Source organism: Chryseobacterium sp. HMWF035 (assembly GCF_003094695.1).
GTDB lineage: Bacteria > Bacteroidota > Bacteroidia > Flavobacteriales > Weeksellaceae > Chryseobacterium > Chryseobacterium gambrini.
This window is the reverse complement of sequence record NZ_QEHP01000080.1, coordinates 74,989-94,797: the sequence shown is the minus strand read 5'-3', so window position 1 is coordinate 94,797 and position 19,809 is coordinate 74,989. Positions and strand designations below refer to the sequence as shown.

The following is a 19,809-nucleotide window of genomic DNA, read 5'->3' as shown; positions in this document are numbered from 1 at the left end:
ACAAAATCATGATCAAGTTTAATAAAAAAATAGTTTTAGGAGCGTTTTTCTTCTCGCTTTGCTTATCCAGTTGTAATGAAATTCTGGACGAACAGCCAAGATCTAACTATACGGTGGATTATTTTAATACGCCGGATGGGGTAACAGCAGGGGTTACATCTTTATACAGAAGTTTGCGTTTATTGTATGGTAACGGCTACTTCATGAGTAACTGCCAGAACGGAACCGACGAATCTACTTTTGCACAGAGTGCAGACGGAAACTTTAAAGAATTGGACTTTTCAGGAAATGGTAACGTTACACCATCTTCTTTCCCTCCGAGTATGATTTGGGGATCCGTATTCCCTTCTATTAATACCGCAAACGGAATTGTAGAAAGAGGTCCGCAGTTTGGAGTGGCAGAATCATTAATTTCCGAAGCAAGATTCTTCAGAGCATTTGATTACTTTATGCTGGTTCAGACGTATGGGGGAGTTCCGTTAGATTTGGGAGCAGGAGAACTTGCACTGAATACAAATGCGATAACAACTTCTAAGAGAAATACCGTTCCGGAAGTTTATACCAGAGGAATTTTTCCTGATCTGAGAAAAGCAATAGATAATTTACCTGCTTCACCAAGAGTAACCGGAGGAGTAACGAAAAATGTTGCAAGATTATTTTTAGCAAAAGCCTACCTTACATACGGATGGTGGCTGCAGAATCCCAATAGCATTCCAACGTATCCGGACGCTCCCAGAACAGATCCGGACGGTCATAATGCACAATGGTATTTCCAGCAGGCTTATGACACAGCTATGCAGGGAATAACTACTCCCGGTCCATATGCTTTACAACCTACATTTTACGATGTAAATGTAGGATCAAACGATAGAAATAACGAATGTATGCTGTATGCAGATCATACTCAGGCAAGTGCATTTTATAACGAATCAGATCCTGTAGGTTTCGGTTCAGGATGGGCTCCTGATAACTTCGCAGCATGGATGCAGACATGGAACTACACCAATCTGAAGAGCAGCAGTTCTGCAACAACCTTTACTGCTGTAAGTTCTGTACAGCGTGCTGCTACACAATCTTTAGGTCGTCCATGGGTTCGTATGGCTCCTCCGATTGGCGTTATTCAGAATACATTTGCTGATAAAACGACCGATTCAAGATATGACGGTACTTTTGTTACGACTTACAGAGGTAACTGGGACAAAGCAGGTGTTACAAACCCTGTTCTGTACAATGCCAATAACTTACCTGTACAGCCGGGAGGTGCTATTCTGAGCTTCCTTAACGATGATTCCCAGACGCCAACTTATCCTTCAGGAGCAGGGCAAAACGGTGTGGGTGCAGGTACTTTGCCGGGAAGAGCAGATTGGGTAGTTGCACCAAACGGAATCAGCAGAATCGTTTATCCGGGATTGTGGAAAATCGGTACGTACCGTACGGATGATCCAAATGGATTAGGATATCCTAATGCAGGTTTAACAAGACCTTTCAATGTCGCAAAATTCTCAGAATTCTACTTTATCGCAGCAGAAGCAGCTGTAAAAGGAGCATCAGGTTCTATGACGGCGAGAGATTTAATTAACGTAATCCGTGCAAGAGCAGGTAAATGGAAATTTAATAACGCTCAAAATACAACGTACATTGCAGATAATAGTGCCGCAATGACTGCTGCAACGCCTTCTGTAATCACTGTTGATTATATTCTGGCAGAAAGATCCCGTGAATACTACGGAGAATTCTACAGATGGTACGATTTGGTGCGTACACAGAAATGGGGAGAATATGCAGCTTCTTATAAAATCGGAGGTACTGCTTATGGAAACCATACACCACAGACTGTAACACGTAATATTCAGCCGTTCCATTATCTGAGACCGATTCCGCAGGGACAAATCGATGCAATGAGTGGTGCAACTGCTGATGAAAAAGCAAAATATCAGAATCCTGGTTATTAAAAGTGAGTTAGTTTCACATTCATATATAGTTTACAGGGCAGATCCTAAAACATCTGCCTTGTTTTTTAATTAAAAATTTTAATGGTATGGAAAAAACATGGCGTTGGTTTGGGAAAAACGATAAAATTAAATTACAAACCCTTTTACAAATTGGGGTGGAAGGTATTGTTTCTGCATTGCACGATATTCCTAACGGAGAAATCTGGAGGTTAGAGGCTGTTAACGATTACAAAAATTATATAGAGAGTCACGGTCTTCGCTGGTCTGTTGTGGAGAGTCTTCCTGTAAGCGAAGCGATCAAATACGGAGGTGAAGACCGTGATTTTTTAATAGAAAATTATATTAAAAGTCTTGAAAACTTAGGAAAAGCAGGGGTAACTACAGTCTGCTACAACTTCATGCCGGTTTTAGATTGGGCAAGAACAGATCTTTTCCACGAATGGGAAGACGGTTCTTCTTCATTATATTTTGATAAAGCTAAATTTGCTTATTTTGAAATTCATATTCTCAAAAGAGAAGGAGCAGAAAAAGATTACACTCAGGAAATTCTGCAAAAAGTTGAAGAACTTAAAAATACACTCACGGAAAAAGACAACCATGATTTGATCGATTCTGTTATTGTAAAAACACAGGGATTCGTCAACGGAAACATCAGGGAAGGTGAATTAAACCCAGTAGAAAAATTCAATAATTTACTGGTTTTATATCATGGAATTGATAAAAATCAGCTTCGCGAAAACCTGAAATATTTCCTCGAAAAAATAATGCCGGTTTGTGAAGAATGGAATATCCAGATGTGTATTCATCCCGATGATCCGCCTTTTGCTTTACTCGGTTTACCAAGAATTGTAACAAACGAAGAAGACATTGACTGGTTTCTGAATGCAGTAAACAATCCCCATAACGGACTCACTTTCTGTGCAGGTTCTCTGAGTGCCAATCTACAAAATGATGTTCCGAAACTGGCTCAGAAATTTGCTCACAGAACAAAATTTGTTCATCTCAGAAGCACCAATGTTTTTGAAAACGGAGACTTCATCGAAGCACATCATTTAGGCGGAAGAGGAAAATTAATCGACGTAATAAGAGTATTCGAAAAAGAAAATCCCGATCTGCCCATGAGAATCGATCACGGAAGATTACTATCGGAAGATACAGATAAAGGCTATAATCCGGGATACTCTTTCCTTGGAAGGATGTTGGCTTTAGGACAGATAGAAGGAGTAATGGCAGCCGTACAAAATGAAATGAACAAAAAACTTTAGGAAAAAGAACCCGAAGGGTTCAATACAAATAACCGTAGGTGAAACCTATGGCAAACAGAATACAATGAACAGCGAACCCGAAGGGTTCAATATCAACCATCATTCATCAAAAATAAAAAATGAACAAAATATTCAGCATAAAAGATAAAGTCGCAGTCATTACAGGAGCTTCCGGCGTTTTGGGAGGAAGTCTTGCCAAAAGTTTTATCGAAGCCGGTGCAAAAGTGGTAATGTTAGGAAGAAATCACGAAACACTGCAGTCCCGTGTAAAGGAACTTGCAGGTTCAGAAGATAATGCATTTGCTGTGGAAGCCAATGTAATGAACATTGAAAGTCTGGAAAAGGCATCAGAAAAAATCATCGAAAAATATGGTAAAATAGATATTTTGCTGAACATCGCCGGAGGAAATATTCCTTCAGCAACCTTATCTCCCGACCAGTCATTTTTTGACATGAATATCAGCGGATGGGATGAGGTTACTGCTCTTAATATCAACGGAACCGTTTATCCTAGCTATGTTTTCGGAAAAATAATGGCGGAACAGAAAAGCGGCAGCATTGTTAATATTTCATCAATGGCAGCATATTCTGCAATTACAAGAGTCGCCGGATATTCGGCGGCAAAATCAGCAATTACCAATTTTACCCAATGGCTGGCTTCCGATCTGGCTTTAAAATTCGGAGATAAAATCCGTGTAAATGCAGTAGCGCCGGGATTTTTCATCGGAGATCAGAACCGTGCTATTTTACTCAATCCTGATGGATCTTTAACAGACAGAAGCAAAAAGGTAATTGCCAAAACACCCATGCAGAGATTCGGGGAAGTGGAAGAGTTAAACGGAACTGTACAGTTTCTCTGTTCAGATGCTGCAAGCTTCATTACCGGAGCTTTGATTCCCGTTGACGGAGGTTTTAGTGCTTTCAGCGGAGTTTAATTTTTTAAAATTGAATAATGAGTCATTTCATTAAAAATAAAGAAGTTTTCGGAGATTCGTTTTTGCTGGGATCAGCAAAAGCAGAGAACCTCTATTTTGGCTATGCAGAAGGAATGCCCATCATAGATTATCATAATCATTTGGAACCTGATGTCATTTCACATAATCATAATTTCCGTTCTCCTACTGCAATATGGCTGGAAGGCGACCATTACAAATGGCGCGCGATGCGCAATTTTGGGATTGATGAACACTTCATTTCCGGAAAAGCAGCCGATGAGGAAAAATTTCTTAAGTGGGCAGAAACCGTTCCTTACACCCTTCGGAATCCGTTATTTCACTGGACTCATCTTGAACTAAAAAATACTTTTGGGATTAAGGAATACTTATCCGGTAAAAATGCGGCTGATATTTACAGCTCAATGCAGGATTTCTTACAGAAACCTGATTTTACACCACAGAATTTGCTCAGAAATTATAAAGTGGAAGCACTTTGTACAACAGATGATTCTTCGGATAAGCTGGATCATCATAAAAAATTAAAAGCAGGTAATTTTAGTACAACGGTTCTGCCGAGCTTTCGCCCGGATATTTACATCAACATAATTAATCCTGAATCATATATTCTGAATCTTAAAAAACTCGAAAAAGCTTCCGGAATCAATATCAGTTCGGTTTTCGATTTATTGAATGCGCTTCAGTCAAGAATCAATTATTTTGATGAGGTTGGAGCTAAAGTTTCAGACCATGGGTTTGAATATTTTCCGGACACAACAAAATGGAATTCAGATCTGGAAAAAGAGTTTTCAGAATTTCTGAAAGGCAACAAACCTGTATTTTCCAATCCGGATGCGCTTTGCGGATTTCTTTTGAAAGAACTTTGCAAAATGTACTCTGATAAAGGCTGGGTTCAGCAGTTCCACGTAGGGGCAACAAGAAATAACAATTCCCTCATGCTGAAAAGTCTTGGCGCAAATACAGGTTTCGATGCAATCGGAGAACAATATTTTGCTCAAAGAATGAGTGTTCTTTTTGATGAACTCAATTCCGAAGACAAACTTGCAAAAACAATTATTTACAATTTAAATCCGTCTTATAATGAAGTTCTGGCTTCTCTTGCAGGCAATTTCAACCAATCCGGAATCCGCTCAAAAATACAGTTCGGTGCTGCATGGTGGTTTCTGGATCAGTTGGATGGAATGCAGAAGCAGATGAACACACTTTCGAATATTGGATTAATAAGCACTTTTGTCGGAATGCTTACCGATTCCAGAAGCTTCCTTTCGTTTTCCAGACATGAATATTTCAGGAGATTGCTTTGTAATATGTTCGGAAGAGAAATGGAAGAAGGGCTTCTTCCCGATGACGAAAAATGGGTAGGAAGAATAATTCAGGATATCTGTTACTACAACGCCAAAAATTATTTCAACTTTTAAGGATGAATAAGGGAAATTCAAATAAAATTTTATGCTTCGGAGAACTGCTTTTGCATTTTGCTCCGGATTCTCATGGAAATTGGCTGGAAAATCAGTCCGTTAAAATTTATATAGGCGGAGCTGAATATAATGTGGCTTTCGCTCTTTCCAAATGGGGAAATAAAGTTTCTCTATATTCTGCATTACCGGAAAATTATCTGGGTGATCAACTGGAATTAAAATTAAATCAGGAAAAAATAGAAATCCTCGCAGAAAGATCAAATGGCAGACTGGGAACCTTTTATCTTCCTTTTGATGGCGATATGCAGAATGCCAAAGTGATCTACGATCGTTTTCCTTCCGTTTTTTCAGAATCAGACTTTTCAGGATTTTCCGATGACGAAGTTTTTCAGGATATTACATGGCTTCATATAAGCACAATTACGCCGGCTTTGAGCGAGAATGCTTTTCAAAAATGTTTTGATTTGATGAAGAAAGCCAATGCCCGGAATATCAAAGTTTCTCTGGATCTGAATTACCGTGCTTCTCTTTGGCAGAATCAGAATCCGTTTGATAAAATCTCAAAGCTGATGCCGTTTGTGAATGTTTTAATGGGAAATATATGGTCAATTCAGGAATTTCTGGACATTTCAATCCAATACGAATTGAATGGAAATTTTGATGATGAAAACCTTTTAAAACAGGCTGAAAAATCAGCTTTGGAAATTCAAAAATCCTATCCTAATGTAGAAAGCATTGCCAATACTTTCAGATTCACAAAAGGAGATGAAGTGCATTATTTTGCGACCCTGTATTCCGAAGGGAAATTATTCATATCAGAACACTACTATTCTGATAAAATTCTGGAAAGAGTAGGCAGCGGAGATTCTTTCATGGCGGCTCTTATTCATGGGATCATCAAAGGAAATGCAAACCAGAGAATTCTGGATGATGCTGTAAAAGTAGCCTTTAAAAAACTTTTTGTACAGGGCGACACCATCAACGAAACGATTAATATCGAGAATTTATGAATTTACTAATCATACAAAAAATAAAAGACCAGAAGATCGTTCCATTGTTTTACAATGAATCTTTCGAGGTTTCAAAATCCATTGTAGAATCGCTTTATAAAGCAGGAATCCGCGTTGTAGAATATACCAATCGTGGAGCATCTGCTTTACAAAATTTCAGTAAACTGAAAGAACTGTCAGCGACAGAATTTCCGGAACTTTTCTTAGGAATAGGAACCGTAAAAAATGCAGCAGAGATGAATGAATACGTAAATGCGGGTGCAGACTTTATTATTACACCGGTGATCGATGACTCCATCGTGAAAAATGCCTCGGAAAGAAATGTTTTATTAATTCCGGGATGTTTTACCCCGTCAGACGTAAATCTGGCTTATCAGAACGGGCTCAGAATGGTAAAAATATTTCCTGCGGATGTCGTAGGGAAAAAATACATCAGATCGATCCGGCCGGTTTTCCCCGAAATGGAATTTATGCTGACCGGCGGAATCAGTTCCGATCCGGAAGATATTCTCAGTTGGATGGAAAGTGGAGCTGTTGCGGTAGGACTCGGAAGTTCTCTGATTAATCTCAATCTTTCTTCCGAAGAATTAAAAGATAAGATGGAGAAATTACTAATTCAATTAAAATAAAATGCAGATACCTAAAACGAATCTCAGATGGTGGATGCTGTCTTTGGTTTTCCTCGCTACAACCATCAATTATCTTGATCGTCAGGTGATGGGATTGCTGAAACCAACATTAGAAACCGAGTTCCACTGGGACGAAAAAGATTACAGCTATATTGTGATGGCTTTTACCGCAACATATGCATTAGGTTATCTGGCAATGGGACGTTTTATTGACAGAGTGGGAACCAAAATTGGTTATGCGGTTTCTTTAATTGTATGGAGTCTGGCTTCTATAGGACATGGTTTTGTGAAGAGTACAGTAGGATTTATTGTTGCAAGAATGTCTTTAGGTCTAAGCGAAGCCGGAAATTTTCCCGCGGCTATAAAATCTGTTGCAGAGTGGTTCCCAAAAAAAGAGAGAGCTTTAGCAACAGGGATTTTCAATTCGGGAGCAACGGTCGGGGCAATTCTAGCTCCTGTTCTTGTTCCTTTTATTCTGGGGCATTATGGATGGCAGCAGACTTTTGTCTGGATTGGCGCATTGGGTTTATTATGGATTATTCTTTGGTGGAAATTCTATTACACACCGGAAAAATCGAAGCTTTTAAGTCAGAAAGAACTTCAATACATTAAAAGTGACCAGCAAACCCAGTCTGAGTCTCATGAAAAAATTCCCTTGTCAGAATTATTGAAATACAAAGTAACATGGTCATTTGCCATCGGAAAAATAATGACAGACCCCATCTGGTATTTCTTCATGTTTTGGCTGCCCGCTTATTTTTCCGATGTTTTCAAAATGGATTTAACCAAACCTTCTATTCCATTAATCGTTATTTACAGCGGAACCACCATCGGAAGCATTGGCGGCGGTTATCTGTCATCATTTTTAATTAAAAAAGGCTGGGCGATCGGAAGAGCGAGAAGCATCGTGATGCTGTTGTTTGCATTAATGGTCGTACCGGTAATGTTCTCAAAATATGTAGAAAATATGTGGATAATAACGGTTATTATTGCGTTTGCAACCGCTGCGCACCAAGGTTGGGGAGCGAATCTTATGACAACAGTTGGAGACAGGCTACCCAATAGCCATGTAAGTTCCGTGATCGGATTTGGCGGAATGCTCGGTTCGGCGGCAGGAATCATTTTCCCTCTGTTCATTGGTGTTGTTCTGGATGCATTCAAAAAATCAGGAAATATTAATGGAGGATACAACATCATTTTCTTCATTGCAGGAATCTCTTATGTTGCCGCATGGCTGATCATTAAACTGATTAATAGGAAATCTGTAACTGAAGAGTTAAACAAGAATTAAAATTGCATCTGCTTTTAGTGAGGAATAAAATGCAGCTTTGAAAGATTTAAAAAGGTCAGATTCAATATTTTTCTGACAAGATTAAAAAGCATAAATACCATATTAAACAATAATCTAAAAATATAATAATGAGACAGAGAATAATGCATTCGATTTTTTTAAGAAATAAACTTACTTTGTTGGCTGCTGCCTCTTTGCTTTCTGTAAGTCATTTTTCTGCACAGACTTTCTCAGATTTTACCTATCGTGGAAACGACAAAATATACAACGAAAATCCCCTGAAACCGGACGAATTTTACTCCCCGATTCTTCAGGGCTGTTATCCCGATCCAAGTATTACAAAAAAAGGAGATGACTATTATTTAGTAAACTCTTCTTTCTCAATGTTTCCCGGAGTTCCTATTTTCACTTCCAAGGATCTGGTGAATTGGAAGCAGGTCGGTCACGTTTTGGACAGACCTTCCCAGCTTAAGGTAGAAAAAGGCGGTGTTTCACAGGGAATTTATGCACCTGATATCAAATACAACAAATTCAACGATACATTTTATATGATTACCACCCAGATTGCAGGTGGAGTCGGGAATATGGTCGTGAAAACCAAAGATCCGGCAAAAGGATGGAGCGAAGTACAAAAGCTGAATTTTGAAGGGATTGATCCTGCCATTTTCTTTGATGATGACGGAAAAGCCTACATCGTTCACAACGATGCACCGCCAAAAGGAACCGAGCAGTACAACGGTCACCGCGTGATTAAAATGTGGGATTACGATCTGGAAAAAGATCAGGTTGTCGCAGGTTCAGACAAAATTATCGTGAACGGAGGAGTAGACCTTTCCCAAAAACCAATCTGGATCGAAGGCCCTCATTTATACAAATACAAAGGAAAATATTACCTGATGTGTGCAGAAGGCGGAACCGGAGGTAACCACAGCGAAGTTATTTTTATGGCAGATTCTCCTAAAGGGCCTTTTGTTCCGGCTAAAAACAATCCAATTCTTACCCAAAGATATTTTCCAAGAGACAGAAAAGAAAAAGTAGATTGGGCAGGTCATGCAGATTTGGTGGAAGGTCCGAACGGACAATGGTACGGTGTATTTTTAGCCATTCGTCCTAATGTCAATAATCGTGTTAATAAAGGCAGGGAAACCTTCATTCTTCCTGTTGACTGGAGCGGAACATATCCTGTATTTCAAAATGGTCTGGTTCCGATGAAGCCAAAATTGAAAATGCCACAAGGCGTTCAGAATCAGACCGGACAAAACGGATTTTTCCCGAATGGAAATTTTACCTATAATGATAAATTAACCGATAAAAATCTGGATTTCCGTTGGATTGCAATGCGTGGACCGCGCGAAAATTTTATCACCACTACAAAAGCAGGTGTAAAAGTGAATCCTATGGAGACGAATATCAAAGCTTTAGCTCCTGTTTCTGCATTATTCCACAGATTGCAGCACGAAGATTTTGAAACCTCCGTAACGCTTGATTTTAACCCTAAATCCGAAAAAGAACTGGCAGGAATCACTTGCTACCAAAGTGAAAGATTCAACTACGTTTTCGGAATTACAAAAAAAGATAAAGATTTCTACATTGTTTTGGAAAGAACAGAAAAAGGGGAATCTAAACTGATAGCAAGCGAAAAAATTTCACTTTCAAAAAATATTAAAATTCAGGTGACAGGAGAAAAAGATGAAATCAGCTTTAGCTATTCTTTGGATGGCAAAAACTTTAAAAATCTCGGCGGTCCGGTTTCGGGAGACATCCTTTCTACCGATGTTGCTGGTGGATTTACAGGAAGTCTCATTGGATTATACAGTACTTCTTCCAATGACATTGTACCGAATTAATAGTAAAAGTAATCACCCGGAATATGAATAGGAACGGGCTTCAGCCCGTTTTCAAATAAGAACAGCCAATTCGGCTTTAGTCAAAATAAAAGATTATACAGGCTTTAAAAAGACTAATCCGGATTTTTAATAAATTGATTATCAGTGAATAATTGCTGAGTTTGTCAAGGTGTTTTTTAAATTGATTAAAACCAAACCAAAATAGCAAAACCGTGAAAATTAATAGACCATTTTATATAGTTTCTTTTTTGGGATTTATCGGGCTGAATCCACTTTCGGCCCAGATAAATCATTCTGAAAAGACGACAACCCATTTTACCAATCCCATCATTTGGGCGGATGCTCCGGATTTATCAATTACGCGAAACGGTGACGATTTTTATCTGATAAGCACGACCATGCATTTGATGCCGGGAGCTCCTGTAATGCATTCCAAAGATCTGGTACACTGGGAAATGTCGAGCTATGTTTTTGATGTACTGAATGATAATTCTAAGTATGATTTGATAAACGGAACTGTTTACGGACGTGGACAATGGGCTTCTTCCATCCGTTATCACAAAGGAAAATACTACGTTTTGTTTTCCCCGAACGACGAACCTTTCAAATCCTATTTTTATGTTACCGACAATCCTGAAAAAGGAAACTGGAAACTCATCACGAGAACCCGGCATTTTCATGATGCGTCTTTGCTGTTTGATGATGATGATCGGGTATATGTCTTCACCTCAAACAAAGTTTTTGAGCTGAGTCCCGATTTTAAAACCATTATCGGAAATCAGGACGGAACAGAAGTCTTTCAGAAAGATGAATCAGAAACCGGACTTTTAGAAGGCAACCAGATCATTAAAAAAGACGGAAAATATTATATGATGATGATTTCTTGGCCAAGAGACGGAAAACGCCGTCAGGAAGTGTACAGAGCCGATAAAGTTACCGGACCGTACGAAAAAAAGGTCGTTTTGGAAGACAACTTTCTTGGATTTTCCTATGCCGGACAGGGTGCTTTGATTGACGATAAGAATGGCAACTGGTATTCCCTGATCTTTCAGGACAGAAATGGAGTAGGAAGAGTTCCGGTTTTGCTTCCCGTGAAATGGGAAAACGACTGGCCGGTTTTAGGTGACAACGGAAAAGTACCTTTAACGGGTGAAGTTCCGCTTCCCACCTTCAAACCAAAAAATCATTTAATAGAAAGCGACGAATTTTCCGGCAAAAAAATGAAAATTCAATGGCAGTGGAATCATAATCCTGTCAATTCAGCATGGTCCCTATCCGAAAGAAAAGGCTTCCTAAGGTTGAAAACAAGCAGGGTAGTGGATAATTTGTATCTCGCTCCAAACACCTTAACGCAGAGAATGGAAGGTCCTAAATCCAGCGGCATCGTTTCTTTAAATGTGAAAGGAATGAAAGACGGCGATGTTGCAGGTTTCAGTGCTTTCAACGGTGACTCAGGCATTTTGTCTGTCATAATGGAAGGCGGTAAAAAATTTATTGTTTTTTCAGCCGATGCAGTCAGTTTAGATAATAAGACTAAGGCAGTTATAAGCGTTAAAAAAGAAGAGAAAAAGCGTATTCCCCTGAATTCCGATACCGTTTATTTTAGAATTGATGCCGATTTCAACCTCGGAAAAGATCTGGCAGATTTCTATTACAGTAACGATAAGAAAAACTGGACCGAAATGGAAAAAGGATACAAAATGATTTTCGATTACCGAAGATTTTTTATGGGTTCCAAGTTGGCAATCTTCAATTATGCAACCAGGAATCTGGGCGGTTTTGTAGATGTTGACTTTTTCAGAGTCAATACCATTTCAGAGTAATGAATGTGGGATTATTTTTTGGGTAGCTTATCCGTCTTCCACTCCCGCTTTTTTATTCGTCGTTTCTCCTCACAAAAAGAGCTTCGTTCAAGCCGGGCTACGAGAGATTCGCTGTTTAAAAAGAGATATGAGCTCCGTAGGAGCATTCTGTTAATAGAAAAAAGTTGCGTCACCAAAACAAAGCCTCGTAGAGGCGAACTGTTGATAAAAACAGACGATAAAATTAAAAAAAACAAATCCATTTGCATGAATAATTTTTTTATCAAAATCAATAAGTGTAAAACTCACAAATAAAAATCATGAACAGATCCATCATATTAACAGTCACTTTCATGTTATCCGGAGTCCTTTTTTCTGCACAGACTTCCGATAAACAGGCACCACAAGGTTTTGATGTAGAAAATCCTACAATTTCCCACGGAAAAATCGATACGGTTCAATATGTTTCAAAAACGGTAGGAACGACTAGAAAAGCACTGATTTACACACCACCCGGATTCAAAAAAGGAAATAAATACCCTGTTCTTTATCTTCTTCATGGTATTGGCGGAGACGAAAAAGAATGGTTCAATCAGGGAAAACCAAATGTTATTCTTGATAATCTCTACGCACAGGGAAAACTGCAGCCTATGATTGTAGTTTTACCGAACGGAAGAGCCATGAAGGATGACAGGGCAACAGGAAATATAATGGCTCCGGATAAAGTAGAAGCCTTTACAACCTTCGAAAAAGATCTGCTGAATGATCTGATTCCCTTTGTAGAAAAAAAATATCCTGTTAAAAAAGACAGAGAAAGCAGGGCTTTGGCAGGCCTTTCAATGGGAGGCGGACAAACTCAGAATTTTGCCTTCGGAAACAGCGATAAATTTGCCTGGTTGGGAGCATTTTCTTCAGCGCCTAACACCAAAGAGCCCGATAAGCTTTTGCCCAATCCACAAGATGCTCTGAAGCTCAAACTTATTTTTATTTCCTGTGGCGATGCAGACGGACTGATGCCTTTCAGTAAGAGAACCAGCGATTATCTCAAAAAAAATAAAATCCCCCATATTTTTTATATAGAACCGGGCGGTCACGACTTCAAGGTCTGGAAAAATGATTTATATATCTTTTCACAGCTATTATTCAAGCCTGTCGATAAATCTCAGTTCAGTAATTTTACGGTTTTGGGAACACCCGAAGCAACCAATATCAGGAATGCGCAGTATCCCAAAATTCTTGCCGACGAAAGAGTGATGTTTAAAATCAAAGCTCCGGAAGCGCAAAAAGTGCAGATCGATTTAGAAAAAAAAGATGCCCTGAAAAAAGAGTCAGATAGTTTTTGGATTGGTACAACAGATCCTCAAAGCGGAAGTTTTCATTACTATTCTAATCGATATTCCTTTTGAAGGAGATGATTTTTATGCTTTAAAAGACGTTCCTCAGGGGGACATCCGCATTAAAAATTTTTATTCCAAAGTCATTTAAAATATGAAAAAAATAATGTTAAATCTCTGTCTGGTAGGCTTTTCAGGAATATTATATTCGCAGAATCCCATTATTCAGACCAGCTATACCGCCGATCCGGCTCCAATGGTGTACAACGACAGGCTTTACGTTTACACCACCCATGATGAAGATGATTCCACATGGTTTACGATGAACGACTGGAAAGTCTATTCCACCAACGATATGGTGAACTGGACCGATCATGGAACCATTCTTTCCTACAGCGATTTCCACTGGGCAAAACGTGATGCGTGGGCGGCACAGTGCGTGGAAAGGAACGGTAAATTTTTTATGTACGTTCCGATGTGGTCTAAAACCAATAATAAAGGAGCGATTGGTGTTGCGGTGGGAGACAGTCCGTTCGGGCCGTTTCATGATCCGCTTGGAAAGCCTCTTGTGCAAAGCGAATGGGGCGACATCGATCCGACGGTTTTTATTGATGACGACGGACAGGCGCATATGTACTGGGGAAATCCAAAACTCAAATATGTAAAACTGAATCAGGACATGATTTCTTACTCCGGCGAGATTGTTGAAGTTCCCATGACAGCAGAATCTTTCGGGAAAAGAGACGGAAAAGAAAATCCTGAAAGACCGACGAAATATGAAGAAGGACCTTGGTTATATAAAAGAAAAGATCTGTATTATCTCTTCTGGCCGGGCGGTCCGCTTCCGGAATTCATAGGCTACTCCACAAGCAAAAGCGCAAAAGGACCATGGAAATACGGCGGAATTATGATGCCGAACGAAGGGAAATCGTTCACCAATCATCCCGGAATTGTTGATTTCAGAGGAAAAACCTATTTCTTTTATCACAACGGTGCTTTGCCTGGAGGAAGCGGATTTACAAGATCCGTAAGTGTGGAGGAACTCAGTTTTAATAAAGACGGCTCGGTTGTACCCATCAAAATGACGAATGGAATTTCCAAAGCCATTGCAGCCATTAATCCTTACTCATTTAATCAGGCGGAAACAATTGCATGGTCTGAAAATATAAAATCTTATCAGAACAAAGCAGCAGGGGTTTTTATCAAAGCAAAAAAAAGCGGCGCTTATACCAGTGTGAAAAATGTGGATTTTGGTAAAAAAGGTGCCGCAACATTTTCAGCAAGAGTGGGAACAACACACAACAGTGACGTGACAATGGATGTTCATCTGGACGGTATTAACGGACCATTGGTTGCCACAGTAAAAGTTCCTTTAACCGGCGGAGACGACCGTTGGGAAACCGTGAAAACTGAACTGAAGGAAAAAATTACAGGTGTTCACGATGTGTATTTTGTATTTAATGGAAAAGCATCTAAAGATATTATGTTTTTCGATTACTGGACTTTTCTTGAAAATAACTAATTATGATTAAAATATCCTATCTCTCCATATTGTTGTTGTTCCTCACCGGAATTTCAGGTTTTGCACAGGTCGCAGAAATCTCAAGTCCCGACGGAAAATTAAAATTAAATGTCTTTGCTGAAAACGGAAAAGCTCTTTATAATCTTAGTTTTCAGGGAAAAATAATGTTGGAAAAATCACCTTTAGGTCTAATTACCAATGAATCTGATTTTTCTGAAAATTTGAAATTAGTTGACAACAAAAAAGATAAAATTTCTAAAAATTATACCAACGGAAAAATCAAGAAATCACAAGTCAGTTATACGGCAAATACTTTAATAGTCAATTTTACCAATGCAGATAACTTTAATATTGGGATTGAATTTCAGTTGAGCAATAACAATCTGGCTTTCAGATATGAAATTCAGCCGATGAAAGACCGTCTGAGCGCGGTTGTTCAATCAGAAATTACAGGTTACAGATTTCCGTCTCAAACCACAACTTTCCTTTCTCCGATGATGAAACCGATGACAGGTTTTGCCAGAACGGCACCAAGCTACGAAAGTGGTTATAAAGCTGATGCAGAATTAGGAATAAAATCTGATTATGGTTACGTTTTTCCGGGATTGTTTCATGTCGGAAGCGATGGATGGATTTTATTGTCTGAAACTGGTGTAAACAGTCTCTACTGCGCTTCTCATTTGGATACAACCCCAGAAAAAAATCTTTATAGGATAGCTTACCCGAATAAGGCTGAAAACAATGGATTCGGAAGCGTAGGAGCCGCCATTTCACTTCCCGGAAAAACACCTTGGAGAACCATCACCATTGGCGATTCTTTAAAACCGATTGTGGAAACAACGATTCCTTTTGATGTTGTGGAGTCAATGTATGAACCCTCACAGAAATATACTTTCGGAAGATCAACCTGGAGCTGGATTTTGTGGCAGGACAACAGCATGAATTATAAAGATCAAAGCCTTTTTATCGATTTAGCATCAGAAATGGGGTATGAATACATTCTGATCGATGCGCTTTGGGACAAAAATATAGGAAAAGAAAGAATGAAAGATCTCATTCAATATGCCAGATCCAAAAATGTAGGCGTATTGCTTTGGTACAATTCCAATGGTGCTTCCAATGATGCGCCGATGGGACCGAGAAACAAAATGAGTTCCTCCATAGAACGCAAAAAAGAAATGAAATGGCTGAAAGATATAGGCGTAAAAGGATTAAAAGTCGATTTTTTCGGTGGCGATAAACAGGAAACAATGCGTCTGTATGAAGACATCCTTTCCGATGCCAATGATTTTGGGTTAAAGATTATTTTTCACGGAGCAACATTACCAAGAGGCTGGGAAGTAATGTACCCGAATTATGCTGGAAGCGAAGCTGTTTTAGCATCCGAAATGCTCTATTTTTCCGAAGATATCCGCAAACAGGAAGCTTTTTTCGCCTCGCTGCATCCCTTCATCAGAAATACCGTCGGAAGTATGGAGTTTGGCGGGACTTTTCTCAATAAATATTTAACGAAATCCAACAAAGACAAAAATAAAAGATACACAACAGATGGCTTTCAGTTGGCAACAGCAGTTCTGTTTCAGAATCCGGTTCAGATGTTTGGGATAACACCGAATAACCTTACCGATGCCCCGAAATTTCAGCTTGATTTTATGAAGAAGATCCCGACACTTTGGGATGAAACGGTTTTTGTAGACGGTTATCCCGGAAAATATTCCGTAATCGCAAGAAGACATCAGAATCAATGGTATGTTGCCGGAATTAATGCAGAAAAAACGGTAAAAAAATTGAAAATCAGTCTTCCTGTGTTTGCTGGAAAAACGGTGAAATTCATCAACGACGATGCTCACGGAAATTCATCAGAAAAAGAAGTGAAAGTGAGTGCAAAAGGTAATTTTAATGTGGAAATTCAGCCAAACGGAGGATTTGTTTTGAGAAATTAATTGGTTTTGGGCAGCTTTTTCCGCCTTCCACTCCCGCTTTTTTGCCTCCGCTTTGCTGCGGCAAAAAGAGCTCCGTTCAAGTCGGGCTGCGAGAGATTCGCTGCACTCAAAGAATCCGAAGGATTCAATATCAATAGCCATAGGTACAATCCTATGGAAAGAAATATGAATAAAATCCGAACCCTGAAAGGGTTCAATTTGATAAGCCGTTCAAATTTTATTTAAATAGAAAATAAAAGATTATGAATCAGATAAAAATATTTTTTCTCGTCATGGTATTCGGATGCTGTTTACAGCTCAATGCAACAGAACCCTTCATCAGCGCAGAAAAAAATGCGGAAACAATCGTATTGAAAGAAAAATCAGTCAGCCTTTCGATTCTTGTCAGTTCCGGAATAGATACAGGAATTTTGAAAGCAGTTAAAAATCTGCAGTCCGATTTTCAGAAAGTAACAGGAAGTGAACCCAATATATTGAATCAGGTTTCGGAAATGAATTCTCCTTTAATCATCATCGGGACAGTCGGAACAAAATCTGTAATTGATGATCTCATTAAACAGAAAAAAATTGATGGAAAATCTTTAACAGGGAAAAATGAAAAATACATCATTCAGAATGTAAGCCATCCATTTCCCGGCGTTTCTGAAGCAATCGTCATTGCCGGAAGCGACAAAAGAGGAACCATTTACGGCATCTACGAAATGTCTCAGCAAATCGGGGTTTCGCCATGGTATTACTGGGCAGATGTTCCGGTTGAGAAAAAAGAAAATGTATACTTCAAAAAAGGAATGTATACAGACGGAGAGCCCGCAGTAGAATACCGTGGTATTTTTCTGAATGATGAAGAACCTTCATTGGGAGGATGGGCGAGAGCAACTTTTGGAGGAATCAATTCTAAATTTTACGAAAAAGTTTTTGAGCTGATTTTAAGACTGAAAGGAAATTACATCTGGCCAGCAATGTGGGGAAAAGCTTTCTATGACGATGATCCTTTGAACGGACCTTTAGCCGATGAAATGGGAATTGTTATGGGAACTTCGCATCATGAACCAATGGCTCAGGCTCAGACCGATTGGCATAGATATGTTAAGAAAAATAATCTGCCAAATACCTGGGATTATTCCAAAAATGAAAAAGTTTTGCAGAAATTCTGGAAATTGGGGCTTGAAAGAAGTAAAAACTGGGAAAAATTAGTAACAGTCGGAATGCGCGGCGATGGTGATGAAGCGATGGGAGAGGGAACCAATATTTCCTTACTTGAAAAAATTGTAAAAGACCAGCGAAGAATCATTGCTGAGGTGACCGGTAAAAAAGCAGAAAAAACGCCTCAGGTTTGGGCTTTGTATAAAGAAGTTCAGGAGTATTATGACAAAGGAATGCGGGTTCCAGATGATGTAATTCTATTATTCTGTGATGATAACTGGGGAAATGTGAGAAAACTTCCGGATCTTTCAAAACCTTTGCACAAAGGCGGTTATGGAATGTACTACCACTTTGATTATGTGGGTGGACCGAGAAATTCAAAATGGATCAATATCAATCCGATTCAAAGAGTTTGGGAACAGATGAATCTTTCCTACGAACATAAAGTGGATAAAGTTTGGGTGGTAAATGTCGGAGATTTGAAACCGATGGAATTTCCCATCAGTTTTTTCCTTGAAATGGCATGGAATCCGAAGCAGTTCAATTCAAAAAATCTTTTAGAATATACCGAAAGATGGTCAGCACAGCAGTTTGGTGAAAAGCACGCCAAAGAAATTGCGAGAATGATTAATCTGTATGCGAAATACAACCGTCGCGTTACACCCGAAACACTGGACAGCAAAACATACAGCCTGGAAAATTACTACGAATTCGAAACTGTTTTAAATGATTACAGAGCGTTGGCTGTTGATGCATTGCGCCTGAAAGAACAGATCCCTGCAGAATATCAGGATGCCTATTATCAGTTAGTTCTTTATCCCATTGATGCATGCAGTAATTTGTATGAAATGTATTATGCCGTTGCCAAAAACAGAGAATTGGCTGCCAGATATGATTTAAAAGCAAATTATTTTGCGGACAAGGTAAAAGAATGCTTTGAGAGAAATGCATATCTGGATCATAAATACAACAATGAAATTGCCGGCGGGAAATGGAAACACATGATGGATCAGATGAGAATAGGATACAAAACTTGGGCAGACGGAAAAGAAAATATAATGCCTGAAGTAACCTATGTATATGATGATAATGCTTCCAAAGAAAAGACATTTCAGGAGAAAAACGGCTATATTTCAATAGAAGCGGAAAATTTTGCGAGGACCAGCCATTCAGACCGAATTCATTGGGAAGTGATTCCGGATTTTGGGAAAACTAAATCCGGCGTGACTACCTTTCCACAGAATGACTATCCAAAAGCGGATGAAAATATTTATCTGGAATATGATATGAATTTTGAATCCAAAGGTGAATTCGAAGTCCAGTTGTTATTGGCGCCGACTTTGAATTTTAATCACAACAAAGGACTGCGTTATGAAATTTCTTTTGATAATCAAACGCCGCAGATTGTCAATTTCAATGGTCATTACAGAGGCGAATTGGGAAGGTGGCAATCCGAACATATTATTAAATCTGCAACAAAACACCAGATTTTACAACCCGGAAAACATACGCTGCGATTCAGAGTTCTTGAGCCGGGAATCGTTCTTGAAAAAATACTGATCGATACGGGAGGTTTACAGCCTTCTTATCTGGGTGCACCCGAAAGTGAAATTCTTCACTGAAAATCAGCAAATAGTAATAACAATCAATGCTTTGCTTATGAAATATTAATCTAATTTATCATTCTCTTTCTTTAAATA

The 19,809-nt window shown here is 39.0% G+C and carries 13 protein-coding genes; all 13 read left to right on the top strand.

Annotated elements, in window-relative coordinates; genetic code table 11:
• The first annotated feature begins 8 nt into the window (after positions 1-8).
• The 13 genes from DD829_RS12595 (at position 9) to DD829_RS12535 (ending at position 19,731) form a co-directional block, all read left to right on the top strand.
• On the top strand, positions 9-1,952 hold the full coding sequence (locus DD829_RS12595; RefSeq protein ID WP_108408717.1) for a RagB/SusD family nutrient uptake outer membrane protein: 1,944 nt from the start codon (positions 9-11) through the stop codon (positions 1,950-1,952).
• 86 nt (positions 1,953-2,038) lie between these two features.
• Positions 2,039-3,217, top strand: coding sequence for a mannonate dehydratase (gene uxuA, locus DD829_RS12590; protein WP_108408716.1), 1,179 nt, complete (start codon positions 2,039-2,041; stop codon positions 3,215-3,217).
• Between the two features lie 119 nt (positions 3,218-3,336).
• Positions 3,337-4,152 (top strand): SDR family oxidoreductase, encoded by an 816-nt coding sequence (locus DD829_RS12585; RefSeq protein WP_108408715.1) that lies wholly within the window; start codon positions 3,337-3,339, stop codon positions 4,150-4,152.
• Between the two features lie 17 nt (positions 4,153-4,169).
• On the top strand, positions 4,170-5,588 hold the full coding sequence (gene uxaC / locus DD829_RS12580; RefSeq protein ID WP_108408714.1) for a glucuronate isomerase: 1,419 nt from the start codon (positions 4,170-4,172) through the stop codon (positions 5,586-5,588).
• Positions 5,589-5,590: 2 nt separating this feature from the next.
• A complete protein-coding gene (locus DD829_RS12575; protein WP_108408713.1) occupies positions 5,591-6,598 on the top strand; it encodes a sugar kinase in 1,008 nt (335 codons plus the stop codon).
• Positions 6,595-7,227: a bifunctional 4-hydroxy-2-oxoglutarate aldolase/2-dehydro-3-deoxy-phosphogluconate aldolase gene (locus DD829_RS12570; protein WP_108408712.1), complete on the top strand. Its 633-nt coding sequence runs from the start codon at positions 6,595-6,597 to the stop codon at positions 7,225-7,227. Before DD829_RS12575 ends, DD829_RS12570 begins: the two co-directional genes overlap by 4 nt.
• A 1-nt stretch (position 7,228) precedes the next feature.
• Positions 7,229-8,518, top strand: coding sequence for an MFS transporter (locus DD829_RS12565; RefSeq protein ID WP_108408711.1), 1,290 nt, complete (start codon positions 7,229-7,231; stop codon positions 8,516-8,518).
• Positions 8,519-8,646: 128 nt separating this feature from the next.
• Positions 8,647-10,365: a glycoside hydrolase family 43 protein gene (locus DD829_RS12560; protein WP_108408710.1), complete on the top strand. Its 1,719-nt coding sequence runs from the start codon at positions 8,647-8,649 to the stop codon at positions 10,363-10,365.
• Between the two features lie 212 nt (positions 10,366-10,577).
• Positions 10,578-12,188, top strand: coding sequence for a glycoside hydrolase 43 family protein (locus tag DD829_RS12555; RefSeq protein WP_108408709.1), 1,611 nt, complete (start codon positions 10,578-10,580; stop codon positions 12,186-12,188).
• A 299-nt stretch (positions 12,189-12,487) separates the two neighbouring features.
• The gene (locus tag DD829_RS12550; protein WP_228408187.1) at positions 12,488-13,573 is read left to right on the top strand and encodes an alpha/beta hydrolase-fold protein; all 1,086 of its coding nucleotides are present in this window, start codon (positions 12,488-12,490) and stop codon (positions 13,571-13,573) included.
• Positions 13,574-13,655: 82 nt separating this feature from the next.
• Positions 13,656-15,023 carry a glycoside hydrolase family 43 protein gene (locus tag DD829_RS12545; protein ID WP_108408708.1) on the top strand — a complete coding sequence of 456 codons (1,368 nt, stop codon included), beginning with the start codon at positions 13,656-13,658 and terminating at the stop codon, positions 15,021-15,023.
• Between the two features lie 2 nt (positions 15,024-15,025).
• Positions 15,026-16,966, top strand: coding sequence for a glycoside hydrolase family 97 protein (locus tag DD829_RS12540; RefSeq protein WP_108408707.1), 1,941 nt, complete (start codon positions 15,026-15,028; stop codon positions 16,964-16,966).
• A gap of 242 nt (positions 16,967-17,208) precedes the next feature.
• Positions 17,209-19,731 (top strand): glycosyl hydrolase 115 family protein, encoded by a 2,523-nt coding sequence (locus tag DD829_RS12535; RefSeq protein WP_108408706.1) that lies wholly within the window; start codon positions 17,209-17,211, stop codon positions 19,729-19,731.
• Positions 19,732-19,809 lie beyond the last annotated feature (78 nt).